The organism is Bradyrhizobium sp. BLXBL-03 (assembly GCF_051853015.1).
In the GTDB taxonomy this organism is placed as follows: Bacteria; Pseudomonadota; Alphaproteobacteria; order Rhizobiales; family Xanthobacteraceae; genus Bradyrhizobium; species Bradyrhizobium manausense.
The window spans coordinates 874502-891911 of the sequence record NZ_CP182470.1 but is presented as its reverse complement, the minus strand read 5'-3'; the positions used below and the strand labels follow the sequence as shown (position 1 = coordinate 891911).

Sequence of the window (17410 nt, the reverse complement as noted above, 5' to 3'; positions counted from 1 at the left end):
CCTGGACAGCGTCTGCGCGCGGCGCTCTTGCGTTCGGCAGGTCGGGACGAAGGAACGGTCGCATGCGGCCGAACAAAGGAACGGCTCAGCCTGCTGCCGAGATCTTCGCGCTGTTGTGGTCTGCGTCGTAGGGCGTCTGGTGCTTGAGCGTCGCGCACAAGGCAAAGAGCAGGCGATCTCCCACACCACGCAGCGCACGCGCATGGCCGTGTCCGCGCTGCCGCAAAGCATCATAGCGTCGCCGGGCTGCGGCGTCGTATTGAAGCGCGCCGCGCGACCAGTGATGAACGGCGCTTTGCAGCCGCCTGTTGCAGGCCAGGCGGCGGATCACGAAGCGTTGCTTGCCGCTTTGCCGCGTCACCGGTGCGACCCCTGCCAAGGCGCGCAAGGCGTGGTAGTCTCGTCTGCGCAGAGGCTCGGTGGCCTCGACGAGCAGTGTGGCGAGAACGATCCTGCCGATTCCCGGCCAGGAGCGAAGGATCGCCACGTCACACTGCTCGGGATTCTGCCCCGCGGGGCTCTCCTGTTCTTCGAGCTTGGCGCACAGGCGGTCCAGGCTGTGCTGCGCTTCCTTGATTTGCTGATTGACCAGGCGCAGACGGGCCGCGAGGCTGCGGATATGCACGCACGCAGCCTCCGTCGTGCCCGGTGCCACGAGCAGGGGTGTCTCGCGCAAAGTCTTGAGCACCGTCGCCGCATCGAGGCGGCGGATACGATAGGCGCTGAGGATGCGCGCGATCGCCTTGTCGCTGGCCTTGGCCGCGCTGTCCGGCGTCGGCACCTTTTGCCAAAGTGCCAGGAACCAGTCGTCGGCGACATCGTCGGTCAGCTTGGCCGCTTGGGGATAGTACCGCCACAACTGCTGACGCAGGCGATTGGCAAGCCGCGTGCGCTCCTGCTGCAGCTCCTCCGCCATGCGCGACCACTCGCGCAGCTCGATCACCACCGGATTGTCGGCCGCAAGCTGGCGGAAGGCCGCACAGTCCGTACGCAATGAGCTTCCGAGCACATGAGCGTCGCGGCGATCATCCTTGGCACCGGCCACCGTGAAGCGATCCCGGAAGCGGTCGAGTTGCTTGGGATTGATGGCAAAGACCATAAAACCATGCTCGAGCAGCATCTCCACCACTGGGCCATGCGGCGTCTCGATTGCCACCGCGATCTGTCCCGGTGCGGCCTTGGTCTTTTCGACCAGCCAATCACACAGCTCCGTCAGTCCGGCTCCGCCATGCGCAAAGTCGCGCTGGCCGGCCGGCCGTCCTTCCGCATCCAGCAGGCAAACGCAATGACTCCGCGTTGCCCAATCGATCCCGACGAACCATTGCACGTCCTTGACCATCGTTGGATCTCCTCGCTCTCAAAGCGGGCCAACCGCGATCCTGATCGATCCCTGTACTGGCGCTCTCGGCGCAATGACCTCCTACTGGATCTCGATCGCGGACGTTCCGCTGGGGCGCGGTTCCTACGTGGGTGCTCAAGGGCACGGGTGGACAAGGCTGCTCCCGACGGATCGGCCCGAATGGCCAGTCTACACCTCTAGGCCGGCCATGAACGTCAGAAGAGGTACAGGGTGGGCAAAGGCGCTCTTGCGCCGTGCCCACGATCTTTCTCGATCGCTAGAGAGGTGGGCACGCTTCGCTTTGCCCACCCTACGGCAGCGGTGCTCAGGCCACTGCCCGCTTACCGATGATCGCAAAGCGCAGCTTGCCCGAGATGAAATCGATTCCCGCGACGGCGACCAGGATCATCAGGATCAGGAACGACACCTTCTGCCATTCCAGCACCCGGATCTGCTCGGCGAGCTGGAGGCCGATGCCGCCGGCGCCGACGATGCCGATGATGGTGGCCGAGCGCGTGTTCGATTCGATGAAATACAGCACCTGGCCGGCGATGACGGGCAGCACCTGCGGCATCAGGCCGAAGCGGATCTCGTGCAGCGCGCTGCCGCCGGAGGCGCGGATGCCCTCGACCTGCTTCTGATCGGCGCCTTCGATCGCTTCCGAGAACAGCTTTCCGAACGCACCGAAATCCGCCACGGCAATCGCGAGAACGCCGGCGAACGGGCCGAGCCCGACCACGTTGATCCACACCAGCGCCCAGATCAGCGTATCGACGCCGCGGATCGAATCCAGGAACCGCCGCACCGGGAAACGGACGATGTTAGGGACGATATTGCGAGCCGCAAGCAGGCTGACGGGCAGCGCCAGCAAGGCGGCCAGCGTGGTGCCGAGCAGCGCGATCGACAGCGTCTCGCCCAGCGCTTTGAGATAGAGCGGGAGCGACGATCCGGGATCGGGCGGCATCATCATCATGCTGATCCAGCCGAGCTGGCTTAGGCCCGAGATGAAGCGCGCCGGCGAGAAATCGAGATCGACCAGGCCGAACACGAAGATCGCAAGCGCCGCGATGAGCATCGCCGGGGTCGCCAGGCGTGCCGATGCCGGACGGCCGAAGACGTCGGGGTAGCGCGCGCGGAGCTCCTCGGTGTTGACATCCTGCGGCTTGTTCAATTCCGCGCCTCCTTGCCGAACAGGCGGCCGCGCACCCAGCCGGTGGTGATGTCGATCAGGAACACCGTGACGATGATGGTGACGAGGATGGCGCTGACGTCGGAGTAGTAGAATTTTCGGATCGCGACGATCAGCTCCTGCCCGATGCCGCCGGCGCCGACAAAGCCCATCACCGAGGCCTCGCGCACATTGATCTCGAAACGCAGCAGCGCGTAGCTGGCGTAACCCGCCGAAACCTGCGGCAGGATCGCAAAGCGCATGCACGACACCCAGCTCGCGCCGGTGGAGCGGATGCCCTCGACCGGCTTCATGTCGGCGTTCTCGACCATCTCGGAAAACTGCTTGCCGAGCGCGCCGGTGGAATGGATCGCGATCGCGAGCACGCCAGCGACCGGACCGAGACCGAACGCCATGACGAAGATCAGCGCGAACACGATGCCGGGCACCGTGCGCGCGAATTCAAGCAGCCGGCGCACCGTGAAGCGCAGCCAGGGCGCGGGCGAGGTGTTCTCGGCGGAGAAGAAATTGAGCAGGAAGGCAAGGACGGCGCCGATCAGCGTGCCGACATAGGAGATCAGCAGCGTCTCGCCGAGCAGCTTCAGCCATTTGTGCAGGCCCCAGAACCACTCGCCGAGATCGGTCCAGACCCGCTGGCCGCTGTCGAGGGTGAGGATGCGATTGAAGTAGCTGACGAAGTTGCCGAAATAAGTGAAGAAGGTGCGCAAATTCACCTCGGCGCCGATCGAGGCCACGATCAGCGCGGCGACGAACAACGTGAAGCCCGCCGAGAGGCGCAGGCGCTTGCGTGCGACCGCCTTGCGATAGGCGGCGTTGAGGGCGGCGAGCTGCTGCTCGGGAAGGATCGAAACCGCAACCGTCATCGAAGGCAAAGATCCATCACAAACAGATCCATCAAGAAAAGAGCCGGGTCCATCGACCCGGCTCGAGGTGCCTCGTCCCGACGAGCTCAGGACGCCTTCTTACGCAGATTATCGACGAACCTAATCAGATCGATGGTCTTGTTGTAATCGTCGTTGGCGATCGGCTCCCACGGCTTGTTCTTGCCGTCGGAGAGCTTCTTGAACGCCTCGGGGTCCTTGGTCGCCGCATCGAGGAAGGCCTTCTTGATGGCGGCCTTCATGTCCTCAGGCAGGTCGCTCAGATAGGCGTAGGGCGAGTTGATGATGAGGTCGGACTTCACGACGATGCGGAAGTCCTCCTTCTTCATCGGCGTGCCGTCGGCCGACTTCACCATACCCTTGTTGAGCATGCGGGTCAGGTTGGAATCGTCGTCCGCGTTCCACCAGTTGGCAGCGACGTCGACGGTTCCTTGCGCAAGTGCGAGAACGGCATTCTCGTGGCTGCCGGTGAAGACGACCTTCGAGAAGTAGGCATCGGGATCGATGCCGAGCGCGTTCAGCTTGAAGCGCGGCATGTTGTTGCCCGAGGTCGAGTTCGGATCGACCAGGCCCAGGTTCTTGCCCTTGAGGTCCTCGATCTTCTGGTACGGCGATTTCGCCAGCACGTAGAACACCGAGTAATAGCCCTTCGAGCCGTCGGAGTTGACGTCGATGACGAAGGCGTCGGTCTTGACGCCGGTAAGCCGGGCACGCGCGAACGAGGCCGGGCCGTAATAGCCGATATGGATGTTGCCGGCGCGCTGGCCCTCGATGAGGGCGGCGTAGTCGTTGGCGACACGCAGAGTCACCTTGACGCCGAGCTCCTTGGACAGATAGCTGATGAAGGGGGCGTAACGCTCGGTCACGCCCGAACCGTTCTCGGCCGGAATCGCGGCGAAGGTGATCTCCGGATATTTCGCCCTCCAGTCTTCGGCGGAAGCGGATCCGGCAAAGGTCAGCGCGGCGGCGCCGGCAAGAACTAATCTGCGAGTGATCATGATGCCCTCTTCATCTGATAGGAGCGGTTGACGCAAAACTGGTATGACGGATGCGACGCGGCTCAGGCCGCCGCAGCCGTTCCGAGTGCCGGGACCCCCTCGGGCACCGGCGCAGGCGTGCCGCCCATGACATCGGCGGCTTCGAGATCGTAGAGCTCACGCGCGACAAGGTCGGTCAGCGCGGATGGCGCGCCGTCGAACACCACCCGGCCCGCCGCCATGCCGATCAGGCGATCGCAATAGCTGCGCGCCAGATCGAGCGAATGCAGGTTGCAGAGCACGGTGATGCCGAAATGCTTGTTGATGCGCAGCAGCGCATCCATGACGATCTTGGTGTTGCGCGGATCGAGCGAGGCGATCGGCTCGTCGGCGAGGATGATGTCGGGCTGCTGCACCAGCGCCCGCGCGATCGCCACGCGCTGTTGCTGGCCGCCGGAGAGTTGATCGGCGCGCTGCGCCGCCAGCGCGGCGATATCGAACTGTTCCAGCGCCGACATCGCCAACGCCTTGTCCTGCTCGGGCCATGCTTGCGACAGCGAGCGCCAGGCCGGCATGGTGGCAAGACGGCCCATCAGCACGTTGGTCAGCACGTCGAGCCGGCCGACCAGGTTGAACTGCTGGAAGATCATCGCCGACCGCGCCCGCCACTGCCGCAGCTCCTTGCCGCGCAGCGCGGTGACGTCGAGGCCGTCGAACAGGATGCGGCCCTGCGTCGGCGTCACCAGACGATTGATGGCGCGCAGCAGGGTCGACTTGCCGGCGCCGGAGCGCCCGATCACGCCGACGAAGCCGCCGGGGGAGATTTGAAACGAAGCCTCGTCCACCGCGGCTTTTGCGCCAAAGCGGCACGTCAGACCTTCAACCACCAGCATGCAGGGCTCCAGAGTAGCTGGAGCCCACCGCTATCCCCGGCGGTTGACACTTGTATGACACGCGCAATGCGGCGGGGCGATCCTACACACTTCATCCCCTGTCATCGTATCGTCATCACACCGTCATTGTGCCGCTCGAAGAGACGCGACATTGGCCAGGCTGGCATGGTGGGACTGGGATCACGACAAATTGCGTGCGGCGCTGGCCTAATTCCGCACGCTCGCAATTGAAGATTTCCTGTCGGCATACGAAGCAGAGGCAAGTCTCCCTTCCAGCAAACCAAGCGCGGTCGCGTGACAGACATTTTCATCGAAGGTGGCCGGACCCTTGTTAGCTCCGGGCTCGCCGAAACATCGCTCGCCGTATCCGGAACCGACATTGCGCAGATCGATGCGGCACGCGGTCGCGCGCGGCTGGCGATCGATGCGCGCGATTTGCTGGTGCTGCCCGGCATCGTCGACCTGCATGGCGATGCCTTCGAGCGGCAGATGATGCCGCGCGCCGGCGTCGATTTTCCGATCGACGTCGCGCTTGATGACACCGACCGCCAGGTCATCAGCAACGGCATCACCACGGTGTTCCACGCCACCACCTGGTCATGGGAGCCGGGCCTGCGCAGCGGCGACAATGCCAGGCGCCTGCTCGAGGCGATCGAGCGGCAGCGGCCGCACTTCGCCGCCGACACTCGTTTTCACCTGCGCCACGAGACCTACAATCTCGATGCCGAGGCTGAGATCGGCCAATGGCTGGCCGAGGGCCGCGTCGACCTGTTCGCCTTCAACGACCATATGGACGGAGTCGTTGCCGACATCTCAAATCCGCGCAAGCGTAACCGCATGGTGGAGCGCACCGGCGTGTCGGGCGAGGATTTCGACAAGCTTGTCGCGCATATCGTGTCGCGCGCAGCCGAGGTTCCGGCCTCGATCGCCCGGCTCGCTGCTAAGGCCCGCGCGGCCGAGGTGCGGATGCTGTCGCATGACGATGCGACGCCGGCGATGCGCCGGAATTTTCGCGCCATGGGCGTGAGGCTCGCCGAATTTCCGATCAATGAGGAGACGGCGCGCGAGGCAGCCGATCATGGCGATGCCATCGTCTACGGCGCACCGAACGTCGTGCGCGGCGGCAGCCACACCGGCTGGACCAAAGCCTCCGACATGATCGCGAAGGGGCTCTGCACGGTGCTGGCTTCCGACTACTACTATCCGGCGCCGCTGCTCGCCGCAGTCCGCCTCGCCGCCGACGGCGTGCTGCCGCTGACCGAGGCCTGGAAGCTGATCTCGTCGGCGCCCGCAGAGGCCGCTGGCCTCACTGATCGCGGCACGCTGGCGGCGGGCCGTCGCGCCGACATCCTGCTCGTCGACGACAGCATGCCGCTGCGGCCGCGGCTGGTCGCGGTGATCGCGGCCGGCAAGCTCGTCCATCTCACCGATGCGACGCGTCTGGCTGGCATCGCGGCGACACCGCGCGAGACTATCGTTGCAGCATAAATTAGTTATGCTTGGGCAATGACAGGTTTTCCCCGCTACGCGATCTATTTTGCCGCCGGCGCCGACCACGCACTCTCCCGCTTCGGCGCCGAGCTGCTCGGCTATGATGCCTACACCGGCGACGAACTGCCCTTTCCCGGCGACGCCCTGCGCGTCGCCGCCGACTGGCGCGACGTCACCGCCGATCCCCGCAAATACGGTTTTCACGGCACGCTGAAGGCGCCGATGGCGCTGGCAGCGGGCAAGACAGAGGCCGAACTCGCCGCGGCCTGCGCGACATTCGCCGGCAAGGCGCGCCCGATCCCGGTGATCCGCCCAATCGTCGATTCCATCAGCGGCTTCATCGCCGTCATTCCGGCCGAGCCGGTTGGCGCGCTGCAACAGCTCGCCGCCGATGGCGTCCGCGATTTCGATTGCTTCCGCCAGCCCCTGACCGCGGAAGACCGCGCGCGGCGCAAGCCGGAAAAGCTCAGCGAGCGCCAGCGCGATTATCTCGATCGCTGGGGCTACCCTTACGTGATGGAAGATTTCCGCTTCCACATGACGCTGACGGGGCGGCTGGACGCCCAGCGGCGCGGCCCGATCCTGGAGATGTTGCGGGCAAGGTTTGCGGCGCTGAAGCTGGAAAAGCTGGCGATCGATCGCATCACGCTGTTCAAGCAGGATGATGCCAAGGCACGCTTTTATATCGTGGGCGAATGGACGTTGGCACCGGCCCCGTAGGACCTCCTACCCTTCGTCAAGGGTGGAAGTCCCTGACAGATAACCATAGCACCGTGCTCGACGCTATCCAGGACGCTTCGCGCCGGCTTTGCCGCTGCCTATGGCATCCTGGACAGCGTCTGCGCGCGGCGCTCTTGCGTTCGGCAGGTCGGGACGAAGGAACGGTCGCATGCGGCCGAACAAAGGAACGGCTCAGCCTGCTGCCGAGATCTTCGCGCTGTTGTGGTCTGCGTCGTAGGGCGTCTGGTGCTTGAGCGTCGCGCACAAGGCAAAGAGCAGGCGATCTCCCACACCACGCAGCGCACGCGCATGGCCGTGTCCGCGCTGCCGCAAAGCATCATAGCGTCGCCGGGCTGCGGCGTCGTATTGAAGCGCGCCGCGCGACCAGTGATGAACGGCGCTTTGCAGCCGCCTGTTGCAGGCCAGGCGGCGGATCACGAAGCGTTGCTTGCCGCTTTGCCGCGTCACCGGTGCGACCCCTGCCAAGGCGCGCAAGGCGTGGTAGTCTCGTCTGCGCAGAGGCTCGGTGGCCTCGACGAGCAGTGTGGCGAGAACGATCCTGCCGATTCCCGGCCAGGAGCGAAGGATCGCCACGTCACACTGCTCGGGATTCTGCCCCGCGGGGCTCTCCTGTTCTTCGAGCTTGGCGCACAGGCGGTCCAGGCTGTGCTGCGCTTCCTTGATTTGCTGATTGACCAGGCGCAGACGGGCCGCGAGGCTGCGGATATGCACGCACGCAGCCTCCGTCGTGCCCGGTGCCACGAGCAGGGGTGTCTCGCGCAAAGTCTTGAGCACCGTCGCCGCATCGAGGCGGCGGATACGATAGGCGCTGAGGATGCGCGCGATCGCCTTGTCGCTGGCCTTGGCCGCGCTGTCCGGCGTCGGCACCTTTTGCCAAAGTGCCAGGAACCAGTCGTCGGCGACATCGTCGGTCAGCTTGGCCGCTTGGGGATAGTACCGCCACAACTGCTGACGCAGGCGATTGGCAAGCCGCGTGCGCTCCTGCTGCAGTTCCTCCGCCATGCGCGACCACTCGCGCAGCTCGATCACCAGCGGATTGTCGGCCGCAAGCTGGCGGAAGGCCGCACAGTCCGTACGCAATGAGCTTCCGAGCACATGAGCGTCGCGGCGATCATCCTTGGCACCGGCCACCGTGAAGCGATCCCGGAAGCGGTCGAGTTGCTTGGGATTGATGGCAAAGACCATAAAACCATGCTCGAGCAGCATCTCCACCACTGGGCCATGCGGCGTCTCGATTGCCACCGCGATCTGTCCCGGTGCGGCCTTGGTCTTTTCGACCAGCCAATCACACAGCTCCGTCAGTCCGGCTCCGCCATGCGCAAAGTCGCGCTGGCCGGCCGGCCGTCCTTCCGCATCCAGCAGGCAAACGCAATGACTCCGCGTTGCCCAATCGATCCCGACGAACCATTGCACGTCCTTGACCATCGTTGGATCTCCTCGCTCTCAAAGCGGGCCAACCGCGATCCTGATCGATCCCTGTACTGGCGCTCTCGGCGCAATGACCTCCTACTGGATCTCGATCGCGGACGTTCCGCTGGGGCGCGGTTCCTACGTGGGTGCTCAAGGCACGGGTGGACAAGGCTGCTCCCGACGGATCGGCCCGAATGGCCAGTCTACACCTCTAGGCCGGCCATGAACGTCAGAAGGGTACAGGGTGGGCAAAGGCGCCCTTGCGCCGTGCCCACGTTCTTCTCGGCAATACGCAGGTGGTGGGCACGCTACGCTTTGCCCACCCTACGATTGCGGTGCATGAGGCTTACTTCCCCCACCTCAACGCCAGCGCGTCGCGCTCCTTGGCGAGCTCCAGCAATCCTGCGCGCGTTGCCGAATGCAGCGGTTGCAGCGGATGGCGCACCGCGTCGGACTTGATCACACCGCCGGCCTGCATCATCGCCTTGCAGGCGATCAGGCCGCATTGGCGGTTCTCGTAATTGATCAGCGGCAGCCAGCGTTCATAGGCGGCCTTCGCCTTCTCCCGGTCGCCCGCGAAATAGGGATCGATGATCTGGCGGATACCGTCGGGATAGCCGCCGCCGGTCATCGCGCCGGTCGCGCCGGCATCGAGATCGGCCATCAGCGTGATGGCTTCCTCGCCATCCCAGGGGCCCTCGATGTCCTTGCCGCCGGCCTCGATCAGGCTGCGGAGCTTTGACGCCGCGCCCGGCACCTCGATCTTGAAATAGCGGATGTTGGAGAGCTCGCGCGCCAGCCGCGCCAGCAGCTCGACCGACAGCGGCGTGCCCGCAACCGGCGCATCCTGGATCATGATGGGGATGGTGATCGCGCCCGAGAGCACCTTGAAGAATTCGACGATGCCCTTCTCCGGAACGCGGAAGGTGGCGCCGTGATAGGGCGGCATCACCATCACCATGGCGGCCCCGGCGGCCTCGGCCTGCTTGCTGCGCGCCGCGCACACCGCCGAGCTGAAATGGGTGGTGGTGACGATCACGGGCACGCGGCCGGCGACATGCTCCAGCACCACATGCATCACGGCCTCGCGCTCGGCATCGGTCAGCACGAACTGCTCGGAGAAATTGGCGAGGATGCAGATGCCGTTCGAGCCGGCGTCGATCATGAAATCGATGCAGCGGCGCTGGCCCTCGAGATCGAGCTCGCCGCGCGCATCGAAGATGGTGGGTGCGACCGGAAACACGCCGCGATAGGGGCGCTGGGCCTTATGTGGGGTGACCGGCATCGAAGACATCTCCCTGTCGTCCTGTCGTTGGAGCTTGGTACCGCTACCATTTACAGGTCGCAGCCAGACCCGGCAATGCCGATCCACGTTCCATCAAGCTGGGAAAGAAGCCCTAGGCGGACTTCACGGCGCCGAGGAAGCCCTCCACCGCGGTGCGGAGGCGGTCAGCGTCGGCCGACATCTTGGTCACGGACTGGAACAGCACCGTGCCGGCATTGCCGGTCTCCTGGTTGAGCTGGGCCACGCTGCCGATGGTGTCGGTGACCTCGCGGGTGCCCTGGGCGGCATGCTGGAAGTTGCGCGAGATCTCGGTGGTGGCCGCGCGCTGCTGTTCGACGGCGGCGGCGATGGCCGTCATCTTCTCGTCGATGCCGCTGATGGCGCCGCCGATCGAACGGATGGCGGCGACGGCCTGGCCGGTCGCGCTCTGGATCTCCTCGACCTGGCGCGAGATCTCTTCGGTGGCGGTCGCGGTCTGCGACGCCAGGCTCTTGACCTCGCCGGCAACCACCGCAAAACCGCGGCCGGCCTCGCCGGCGCGCGCCGCCTCGATGGTGGCGTTGAGGGCGAGCAGATTGGTCTGGCCGGCGATGGCGTGGATCATCTTCACGACTTCGCTGATGCGGCCGGCGGTCTGGTCGAGGATCTCGACAGTGGCGTTGGTCTGCTCGACCTGAGCCACCGCCTCGCGCGCATCGCGTGCGCTGGACTGCACCTGCGCGGAGATTTCGCCGACCGAGGCCGAGAGCTCCTCGGTCGCGGCCGCGATGCTTTCGAGATTGTTGGTGGCCTGCTCGGCGGCGGACGACACCGCGGCCGTCTGGCTGCTCGATTCCGACGTCAGCATGCGCACGTCGGTCGCGGTGGCATCGAGCTCCTTGGCCGATGCCGCGACGCTCTGGATCACCGCCTGCACGGTGTCATCGAAGCTACGGCATGCCTCGTCGACGGCGCCGGAGCGGGCGAGCTGCAGCGCCTGCTGCGATTCGCGTTCCCGGCCGAGCCGTTCCGCGGTGGCCGCGCTCTCGCGCAGGCTTTCGAGCGCGGCGGCCATGGTGCCGAACTCGTCGGGATAGCGGGATTGCGGAACCGGCGTCGCGTAGTCCCGCGCGCTGATCCGGGCGATCGCCTCCAGAATGGCGCGCACCGGACGCATCAGGCGATTGCGCACGACATAGACGCCGGCCAGCGTCACTGACAGCGCCAGCAGGAACGCGAGCGACTGCACGATGAGATTGGTCAGCGCCTTGGCCTGAACGGTCTCGGCTCGCACGATCGACTGGTCGAGCGCCGTGGTCGCGATAGCGACAATGAGCGGGAACGGCGACTGGCACAGCGCATTCCAATCCGCCGCCGCCATCGCCGGCTTGCCGCTACCGTCAAAATTCCTGGTGAGATCGCCGATCTGCTTGAGAACACCGTCGGTCTTGGCCTGCGCGTCCCTTGCTGCGCTAACCAATTCTGAGGGAACATCGGGGGCTGCCAGCAACTCGGCCATGCCGGCAAAGCTGGAGGCAATGGTGCCGTCCCACTGTGCCACTGATCGCTTTTGAGTGTCGTCGAGCGGCTTGCTGCTGTTGACGTTCGAGCGCAGCGACGAGCAATGGATGCCATAGCGGTCGCGCACCTGCCAGGCGAGGCGGCGGACCTGGACCATGCGGGCAATGAAGGGATCGTTCATCCAGGCCTGGTTCGACACCGCGGTCGAGGCGAGGTTCGCCGTGTCGATGACCTTGGTGACGGCATCGTACCAGGGGTTGCCGCGCTCGATCTTGCGCTCGGCGCGCGGACGTTTGGCTTCATCATAGAACAGCTGGAATTGCGGGGCGGCCTCGCTCCAGCCCTGCTTCAGCTTGCTCGCCAGTTCGTCCCGGCGGGCAAAGTCGACGCTGGCCATCGCGGCGATGACACCTTCATAGCCGCCCTGCTCCGCCTTTTCCGCCTCGGCGAGCTTTGCGCGCGGATCGTCCTCGCCGAGGATCGCGCTCTGGGCGTCGCCGCGATTCTGGCGGAGCGCTACCACGCCGTGAAAGATCGCCTTGTCGGCAGCGGCAAGCCGCGCCGTCTCAAGACTGTCGTTGTAGCGGCCGAGGGCCCCCACCATCTGGATCGCCGTGGAGGCGAGCGCGCCGGCCGCCAACAGGGCCATCAGGGTCAGGAGCAGCGAGCTTACCGATTTCTTAAACATTGCCATGGGTCACAAGGGGGCCTTTGTCCAGGAGAGGCCACCTTGCATCGGGACATGCCAATGTTCCGTTAAGGTTTTAGTCAAATGCGGTGTTCGCGATTTGCCAGCCCCCTTGAGGTTGGGCCAGATGTCACGAAACCTTCGTGAAATCAGGCGGGCGCCGCTCGGCAAAGGCCGTGAATGCCTCGCGCGCCTCGGCGGTGCGCAGACGCTTGGCGAACTGCTCGCCCTCGGCATTCATCTGCGCGACCAGCGCCTCGCCATCGCGCATCAGCTTCTTGGTCGCGATGAGCGCACCGGCCGGCTGTTTGGCCAGACGCTGGGCGAGCGCGAGCGCCTCGGTATCGAGCCTCTCGAGCGGCACGACGCGGTTGGCGAGGCCCCATTCCAGCGCGGACTTGGCCGGCACGGTCTCGCCGAGGGCGAACATCTCATAGGCGCGAGCATAACCTATGCGCGCCGGCATCAAGAGGCTGGAGGCAGCTTCCGGCACCAGCGCGAGACTGACGAAGGGCGTCGACAACTGCGTATTCTCGGCAAGCACGACCAGATCGCAATGCAGCAGCATGGTGGTGCCGACGCCGACGGCACGGCCCTGCACGGCCGCAACAAGAGGCCGCGTGCAACGCGCCAGCGATTGGACGAAGCGTCCGACATTGCGGCTGCCTTCGGACTTGCCTGATGCGACGGCCGCAAACTCGCCGACGTCATTGCCGGCGGTGAACATGTCGCCCTCGCCGCGGATCAGCAGCACGCGCACGGACGGATCGGACTCGGCGGCTTCGATGGTGTCGGCGAGCTTGCGGTACATCGCGTCCGTCAACGCATTCTTCTTGTCGGGGCGCGCCAGGGTAAGGGTGAGAATTCCGTTGTTGTTTTCAACTCGCACATGCTCGGTCATCAGTGTCTCCTCTTATTGCTCTGGATCTCGTGTGCCGTCTCTTAGGGAGTCTCGTGGAAACTTGTCCTGAATGCTGGTCAGCCAGCGCGCGACGATGTCGATCTCGGCGCTGGTAAATCCTTCCGTCAGGGCGGCATTGATCGCAGCCGTATCGGCCCTCGCCTGCGCCAGCACAGTGCGGCCCTTCGGCGTCAGCCACACCCGAAAGGCGCGGCCATCCTCGCGATCGGCGCGGCGCTCGACCAGTTTTGCCGCTGCGCTGCGATCGACGAGGCCGGAGATGCCGGCCGGACCAAGATCAAGCGCCGCGCCCGCCTCGCCCATCAGGACGCCGTCCTGCTTGCTCAGGATGAACAGCAACCCGGCCTGCGCCGGCGTGACCTCATTCTGCTGCTGCACAGCCATCCAGCGCTGCAAACGGCGCTGCGCGACGTTGAGCAGATAGATCAGCCGATGATGCTTCGCCTCAGGCGGTTTATTTCGCATGCGAAATAGATAGTCCAGCTTCGTCGGATTGTCAAAGCCTGCCGCCGCTAGCGCGACGGCCCGCGACAGCCGTCGAGCAGAATTGCGGCGCATGCCTTTGCCCGCCGCTCGATCTCCTTGCGGGAGGGCAGCGTCACGCTTGCGTAGATCGCGGCGCGTTGCGGCGCTGACACCATCATGCCGATCATCATGCCGGCCGCTTCATCGACATTGTCGAGCGCGAGGCGCTTCTTCCTGACCTGAACGCGGAGCCAGCCGGCGAGCGCCGCCGCGGTGCGGGCGATGCCGTCCCGGTAGAAATTCGCGGCAAGATCGGGGAACGTCGCCGATTGCTGCAGCACCATGCGCTGCAGCGCCACGACCTCAGGATCGAGTGCGAGATCGGCACAGGCGACCAGCACCGCAGCAAGATTTGTTTCGATGTCGGCCTGGTTGTTGGCCTGAAGATTGACGTCGGAGAGCAGCCGCTCGAGCCTGTCAGCGCACATCGCCTCGAACAGCGCCGCTTTGCCCGGAAACAACCGGTAGAGCGTCTTGGTGGAGATGCCGGCGCCGCGCGCCAGCTCCTCGGTGCTGGTTGCTGCGTAACCATCGACGGCAAACGCGTGTCGCGCGGCCTCGAGGACGATCCGCTTCGTCTCCTCGTCGCTGCGCACAGGCGGCCGTCCGCGCGCACGAACCTGTGATGACGATTTTGTCTGAGCCATGTCTTTAAATGATGCCTGTCATTCCATTGACAGTCTCAAAGCTAGTCCTATTTTGGAAATCGTCAAGTTTCCTAATTCAGGGAGGCGGCGATGACCGTCCACACCAACCCAACGAAATCCGAAGGCACCGTGGTTCCAACCCTGGCACCGGAGGGCATTCTGCCGGCCTCATCAGCCCCCGCCCCGAGCCGAAAGCTCAACCTTCGCAAGCTGTTGCTTGCGGGAGTGGCCCTCGCCGCCCTCGCTGGCGCGAGTTGGTACGGCTACGACTACTGGACCGTCGGCCGCTTCCTGGTCTCGACCGATGACGCCTATGTGAAGGCCGACAACACCACCATCGCGCCGAAGGTCAGCGGCTATCTCGACCGTGTCCTGGTCGGCGATAACGAGCATGTGAAAGCAGGCCAGGTGCTGGCGCGGATCGACGACCGCGACTTCCGCGTCGCGCTCGACCAGGCCAAGGCCGATGTCGCCGCCGCGAATGCGACGATCACCAGCAAGCAGGCGCAGCTCGAGGTTCAGGATGCGGTGATCGCCGCGGCCAGGGCGACCATCGATGTCGACACCGCAGCAAAGATCTTCGCGCAACAGGAGAACAAGCGTTACACCGATCTCGCCGCGACCGGCTATGGCAGCGTGCAGAATGCGCAGCAGGCACAGTCCCGCAACGCCGGCGCCGAGGCTGCGATCCAGCGCGACACCGCCAATCTCGCCTCAGCTCTCAAGCAAGTCGAGCTGCTGAAGGCCGAGATCGCACACGCCAATGCCGCCGCCGCCCGCGCCGCCGCGCTTCAGCATCAGGCCGAGCTCAATCTCGGCTACACCACGATCGTCGCGCCGATCGACGGCGTCATCGGCAACCGCACCTTGCGCGTCGGCCAGTTCGTGCAGGCCGGCACCCAGCTGATGTCGATCGTGCCCGCCGAGGGCGCCTATGTCGTCGCCAATTTCAAGGAAACGCAGCTCACCCACGTCCGCGCCGGACAAGAGGTCGAGATCGAGGTCGATACGTTCCCGGGCCAGGTGGTGCATGGCCACGTCGATTCCATCGCGCCGGCCAGCGGCCAGGAATTTGCTTTGCTGCCGCCTGACAACGCCACCGGCAATTTCACCAAGATCGTGCAGCGCATCCCCGTGAAGATCGCGCTGGATGCCGAAACGCAGCCGGTGATCGAGCTGCGGCCCGGCATGTCCGTGATCCCGACGATCGCAACCCGTTCAGCGCCGACCGCGCAAGCGGCAACGACGCCCTCGACGCAGTCCAAAGCCAAGCTTGTTTCCGGAGGGTCGTGCCATGTCCAACAGCCTCGCAATCTCGACGCCAGCGCCCTCCATACCGGCCGCGACGCCTGATCGCGTCGCCGCCGACCCGAACAGGGCCAGTGCCACAGTCTGGATCGCCGTCTTCGCCGCGATGATCGGCGCCTTCATGGCGATCCTGAACATCCAGATCACCAATGCCTCGCTGCTCAACATCGAGGGCGGCATCGGCACCGGTGTCGACAACGGATCCTGGATCTCGACGTCGTACCTGATCGGCGAGATCATCGTGATCCCGCTGACCGACTACCTGTCGCGCGTGTTCTCGTTCCGCAACATCATGCTGAGCTTTGCCTCGCTCTTTGCGGCGTTCTCGGTCGCCTGTGCCTTCACTCACGACCTGCCGTCGATGATCGCGATGCGTGGCTTCCAGGGCTTCTTCGGCGGCGTGCTGATCCCGATGGCCTTCACGCTGGTCTTCACCAAGCTGCCGAAGGGCCAGCAGCCGATCGGGCTCGCGATGTTCTCGCTGGCGGTGACGTTCGCTCCGGCAATCGGCCCGACCATCGGCGGTTATCTCACCGAGAATTACGGCTGGCAGACCATCTTCTTCGTCAACGTGCTGCCGACGGCAGTCATGGTGAGCATTCTGTTCCTCACCCTGGAACGTGCACCCCTGAATCTCGCTTTGCTGCGTGAAGGCGACTGGTTCGGCATCGCCACCATGGCGGTCGGCCTCGCCTCGCTGCAGGCCGTGCTCGAGGAAGGCAACAAGAACGACTGGTTCGGCTCGCCCTTCATCATGCGGCTCGCGGTCATCGCCGCGATCAGCCTGTCGCTGTTCATCACCATCGAGCTCGTGGTCGAGAAGCCGTTGCTTCGCCTCCGCCTGCTGACGCAGTGGAATTTCGGCGTCGGCACCATCGCCGCGGTGTTCCTCGGCTTTGCACTGTTCGGCTCGGTCTATCTGCTGCCGGCCTATCTCGGCCAGGTGCAGGGTTACAATGCCGAGCAGATCGGCAATGTGCTGGCCTGGACCGGCCTGCCGCAGCTGCTGCTGATCCCGCTGGTGCCGAAGCTGATGCAACGTTTCGATGCGCGCTACATCGCGACGATCGGCCTCTTGCTATTCGCTGCCAGCTCCTTTCTCAACATCGAGATGTCGCTCGACTATTCCGGCGATCAATTCTTCATACCGAACGTCGTGCGTGCCGTCGGCCAGGCGCTGACGCTGGCGCCGCTGTCCGCACTCAGCCTCGGCAGCGTCGCGCCGCAGGATGCGCCTGCCGCCTCCGGCATCTCCAACATGATGCGCAATCTCGGCGGTGCCATCGGCACCGCAGTGCTGGCCACCATCGTCACCAAGCGCGAGCAGTTCCACTCCAACATCATCGGCCATTCCGTGACGCTCGGCCGCGAGGAGGTCCGCAGCCGCCTCGCGCAGATGACAGATTATTTCATCGCCCATGGCGTGCCCGATCCCAACGCCGCGCGCGAGCAGGCGATCATCGCACTCGGCAAGACGGTGAAGCGCCAGGCGCTGGTGATGGGCTTCTCCGACACCTTTGCCGTGATCGGCGTGGTGCTGGTGCTGGCCGCGATCGCGGTGCTGCTGACGCGGCGGGTGAAGGCAGCGGGCGGGGGCGGCGCGCACTAGGCTCG

Annotated in this window: 15 protein-coding genes and 1 pseudogene; 5 read left to right on the top strand and 11 right to left on the bottom strand. The window is 65.0% G+C overall.

The window, feature by feature from the left end:
* Nucleotides 1-85: 85 nt before the first annotated feature.
* The 5 genes from ACNJX9_RS04225 to phnC form a co-directional block, all read right to left on the bottom strand.
* Entirely contained in the window at nucleotides 86-1339 is a 1254-nt protein-coding gene (locus ACNJX9_RS04225; RefSeq protein WP_057742012.1) for an IS110 family transposase, read from the bottom strand.
* A gap of 325 nt (nucleotides 1340-1664) precedes the next feature.
* Nucleotides 1665-2510: a phosphonate ABC transporter, permease protein PhnE gene (gene phnE, locus ACNJX9_RS04220; protein WP_057751934.1), complete on the bottom strand. Its 846-nt coding sequence runs from the start codon at nucleotides 2508-2510 to the stop codon at nucleotides 1665-1667.
* Complete coding sequence (gene phnE / locus ACNJX9_RS04215) at nucleotides 2507-3391, bottom strand: phosphonate ABC transporter, permease protein PhnE (RefSeq protein WP_439407906.1); 885 nt, start codon at nucleotides 3389-3391, stop codon at nucleotides 2507-2509. The genes phnE (ACNJX9_RS04220) and phnE (ACNJX9_RS04215) overlap by 4 nt, the downstream gene beginning before the upstream one ends.
* 86 nt (nucleotides 3392-3477) lie before the next feature.
* Complete coding sequence (gene phnD, locus ACNJX9_RS04210; protein WP_439407905.1) at nucleotides 3478-4407, bottom strand: phosphonate ABC transporter substrate-binding protein; 930 nt, start codon at nucleotides 4405-4407, stop codon at nucleotides 3478-3480.
* 62 nt (nucleotides 4408-4469) lie between these two features.
* Nucleotides 4470-5279 (bottom strand): phosphonate ABC transporter ATP-binding protein, encoded by an 810-nt coding sequence (gene phnC / locus ACNJX9_RS04205; RefSeq protein ID WP_439407904.1) that lies wholly within the window; start codon nucleotides 5277-5279, stop codon nucleotides 4470-4472.
* A gap of 151 nt (nucleotides 5280-5430) precedes the next feature.
* Between phnC and ACNJX9_RS04200 the strand changes: the two are divergent.
* From ACNJX9_RS04200 to ACNJX9_RS04190, 3 genes and pseudogenes are all read left to right on the top strand, one after another.
* Nucleotides 5431-5577: pseudogene (locus ACNJX9_RS04200) on the top strand (chloramphenicol acetyltransferase); the annotation flags it as partial.
* Nucleotides 5574-6767: an alpha-D-ribose 1-methylphosphonate 5-triphosphate diphosphatase gene (locus ACNJX9_RS04195; protein ID WP_439407903.1), complete on the top strand. Its 1194-nt coding sequence runs from the start codon at nucleotides 5574-5576 to the stop codon at nucleotides 6765-6767. The pseudogene ACNJX9_RS04200 and the gene ACNJX9_RS04195, both read left to right, overlap by 4 nt.
* Before the next feature lie 18 nt (nucleotides 6768-6785).
* Nucleotides 6786-7490, top strand: coding sequence for a DUF1045 domain-containing protein (locus ACNJX9_RS04190; RefSeq protein ID WP_057751922.1), 705 nt, complete (start codon nucleotides 6786-6788; stop codon nucleotides 7488-7490).
* Between the two features lie 192 nt (nucleotides 7491-7682).
* On the opposite strand, the gene ACNJX9_RS04185 is transcribed toward ACNJX9_RS04190, so the two are convergent.
* The 6 genes from ACNJX9_RS04185 to ACNJX9_RS04160 form a co-directional block, all read right to left on the bottom strand.
* Entirely contained in the window at nucleotides 7683-8936 is a 1254-nt protein-coding gene (locus ACNJX9_RS04185; RefSeq protein WP_439405121.1) for an IS110 family transposase, read from the bottom strand.
* A 331-nt stretch (nucleotides 8937-9267) separates the two neighbouring features.
* A complete protein-coding gene (locus tag ACNJX9_RS04180) occupies nucleotides 9268-10206 on the bottom strand; it encodes a dihydrodipicolinate synthase family protein (protein WP_439407902.1) in 939 nt (312 codons plus the stop codon).
* A gap of 112 nt (nucleotides 10207-10318) precedes the next feature.
* Entirely contained in the window at nucleotides 10319-12400 is a 2082-nt protein-coding gene (locus tag ACNJX9_RS04175; RefSeq protein WP_439407901.1) for a methyl-accepting chemotaxis protein, read from the bottom strand.
* Between the two features lie 124 nt (nucleotides 12401-12524).
* Nucleotides 12525-13295: an enoyl-CoA hydratase gene (locus ACNJX9_RS04170; protein ID WP_439407900.1), complete on the bottom strand. Its 771-nt coding sequence runs from the start codon at nucleotides 13293-13295 to the stop codon at nucleotides 12525-12527.
* Between the two features lie 12 nt (nucleotides 13296-13307).
* Entirely contained in the window at nucleotides 13308-13781 is a 474-nt protein-coding gene (locus tag ACNJX9_RS04165; RefSeq protein ID WP_439407899.1) for a MarR family winged helix-turn-helix transcriptional regulator, read from the bottom strand.
* Nucleotides 13782-13828: 47 nt separating this feature from the next.
* Entirely contained in the window at nucleotides 13829-14437 is a 609-nt protein-coding gene (locus tag ACNJX9_RS04160) for a TetR/AcrR family transcriptional regulator (protein WP_439407898.1), read from the bottom strand.
* Nucleotides 14438-14578: 141 nt separating this feature from the next.
* On the opposite strand from ACNJX9_RS04160, the gene ACNJX9_RS04155 reads away from it, so the two are divergent.
* Nucleotides 14579-15841: an HlyD family secretion protein gene (locus ACNJX9_RS04155; RefSeq protein WP_439407896.1), complete on the top strand. Its 1263-nt coding sequence runs from the start codon at nucleotides 14579-14581 to the stop codon at nucleotides 15839-15841.
* Nucleotides 15783-17405 carry an MDR family MFS transporter gene (locus ACNJX9_RS04150; protein ID WP_439407895.1) on the top strand — a complete coding sequence of 541 codons (1623 nt, stop codon included), beginning with the start codon at nucleotides 15783-15785 and terminating at the stop codon, nucleotides 17403-17405. Before ACNJX9_RS04155 ends, ACNJX9_RS04150 begins: the two co-directional genes overlap by 59 nt.
* The last annotated feature ends 5 nt before the right edge of the window (nucleotides 17406-17410 follow it).

Coding starts and splice junctions, on each gene's coding strand:
- ACNJX9_RS04225 (WP_057742012.1), bottom strand. CDS start 1,339: ATGGTCAAGGACGTGCAATGGTTCGTCGGGATCGATTGGGCAACGCGG.
- phnE (WP_439407906.1), bottom strand. CDS start 3,391: ATGACGGTTGCGGTTTCGATCCTTCCCGAGCAGCAGCTCGCCGCCCTC.
- phnD (WP_439407905.1), bottom strand. CDS start 4,407: ATGATCACTCGCAGATTAGTTCTTGCCGGCGCCGCCGCGCTGACCTTT.
- phnC (WP_439407904.1), bottom strand. CDS start 5,279: ATGCTGGTGGTTGAAGGTCTGACGTGCCGCTTTGGCGCAAAAGCCGCG.
- ACNJX9_RS04190 (WP_057751922.1), top strand. CDS start 6,786: ATGACAGGTTTTCCCCGCTACGCGATCTATTTTGCCGCCGGCGCCGAC.
- ACNJX9_RS04185 (WP_439405121.1), bottom strand. CDS start 8,936: ATGGTCAAGGACGTGCAATGGTTCGTCGGGATCGATTGGGCAACGCGG.
- ACNJX9_RS04180 (WP_439407902.1), bottom strand. CDS start 10,206: ATGCCGGTCACCCCACATAAGGCCCAGCGCCCCTATCGCGGCGTGTTT.
- ACNJX9_RS04175 (WP_439407901.1), bottom strand. CDS start 12,400: ATGGCAATGTTTAAGAAATCGGTAAGCTCGCTGCTCCTGACCCTGATG.
- ACNJX9_RS04170 (WP_439407900.1), bottom strand. CDS start 13,295: ATGACCGAGCATGTGCGAGTTGAAAACAACAACGGAATTCTCACCCTT.
- ACNJX9_RS04165 (WP_439407899.1), bottom strand. CDS start 13,781: ATGCGAAATAAACCGCCTGAGGCGAAGCATCATCGGCTGATCTATCTG.
- ACNJX9_RS04155 (WP_439407896.1), top strand. CDS start 14,579: ATGACCGTCCACACCAACCCAACGAAATCCGAAGGCACCGTGGTTCCA.
- ACNJX9_RS04150 (WP_439407895.1), top strand. CDS start 15,783: ATGTCCAACAGCCTCGCAATCTCGACGCCAGCGCCCTCCATACCGGCC.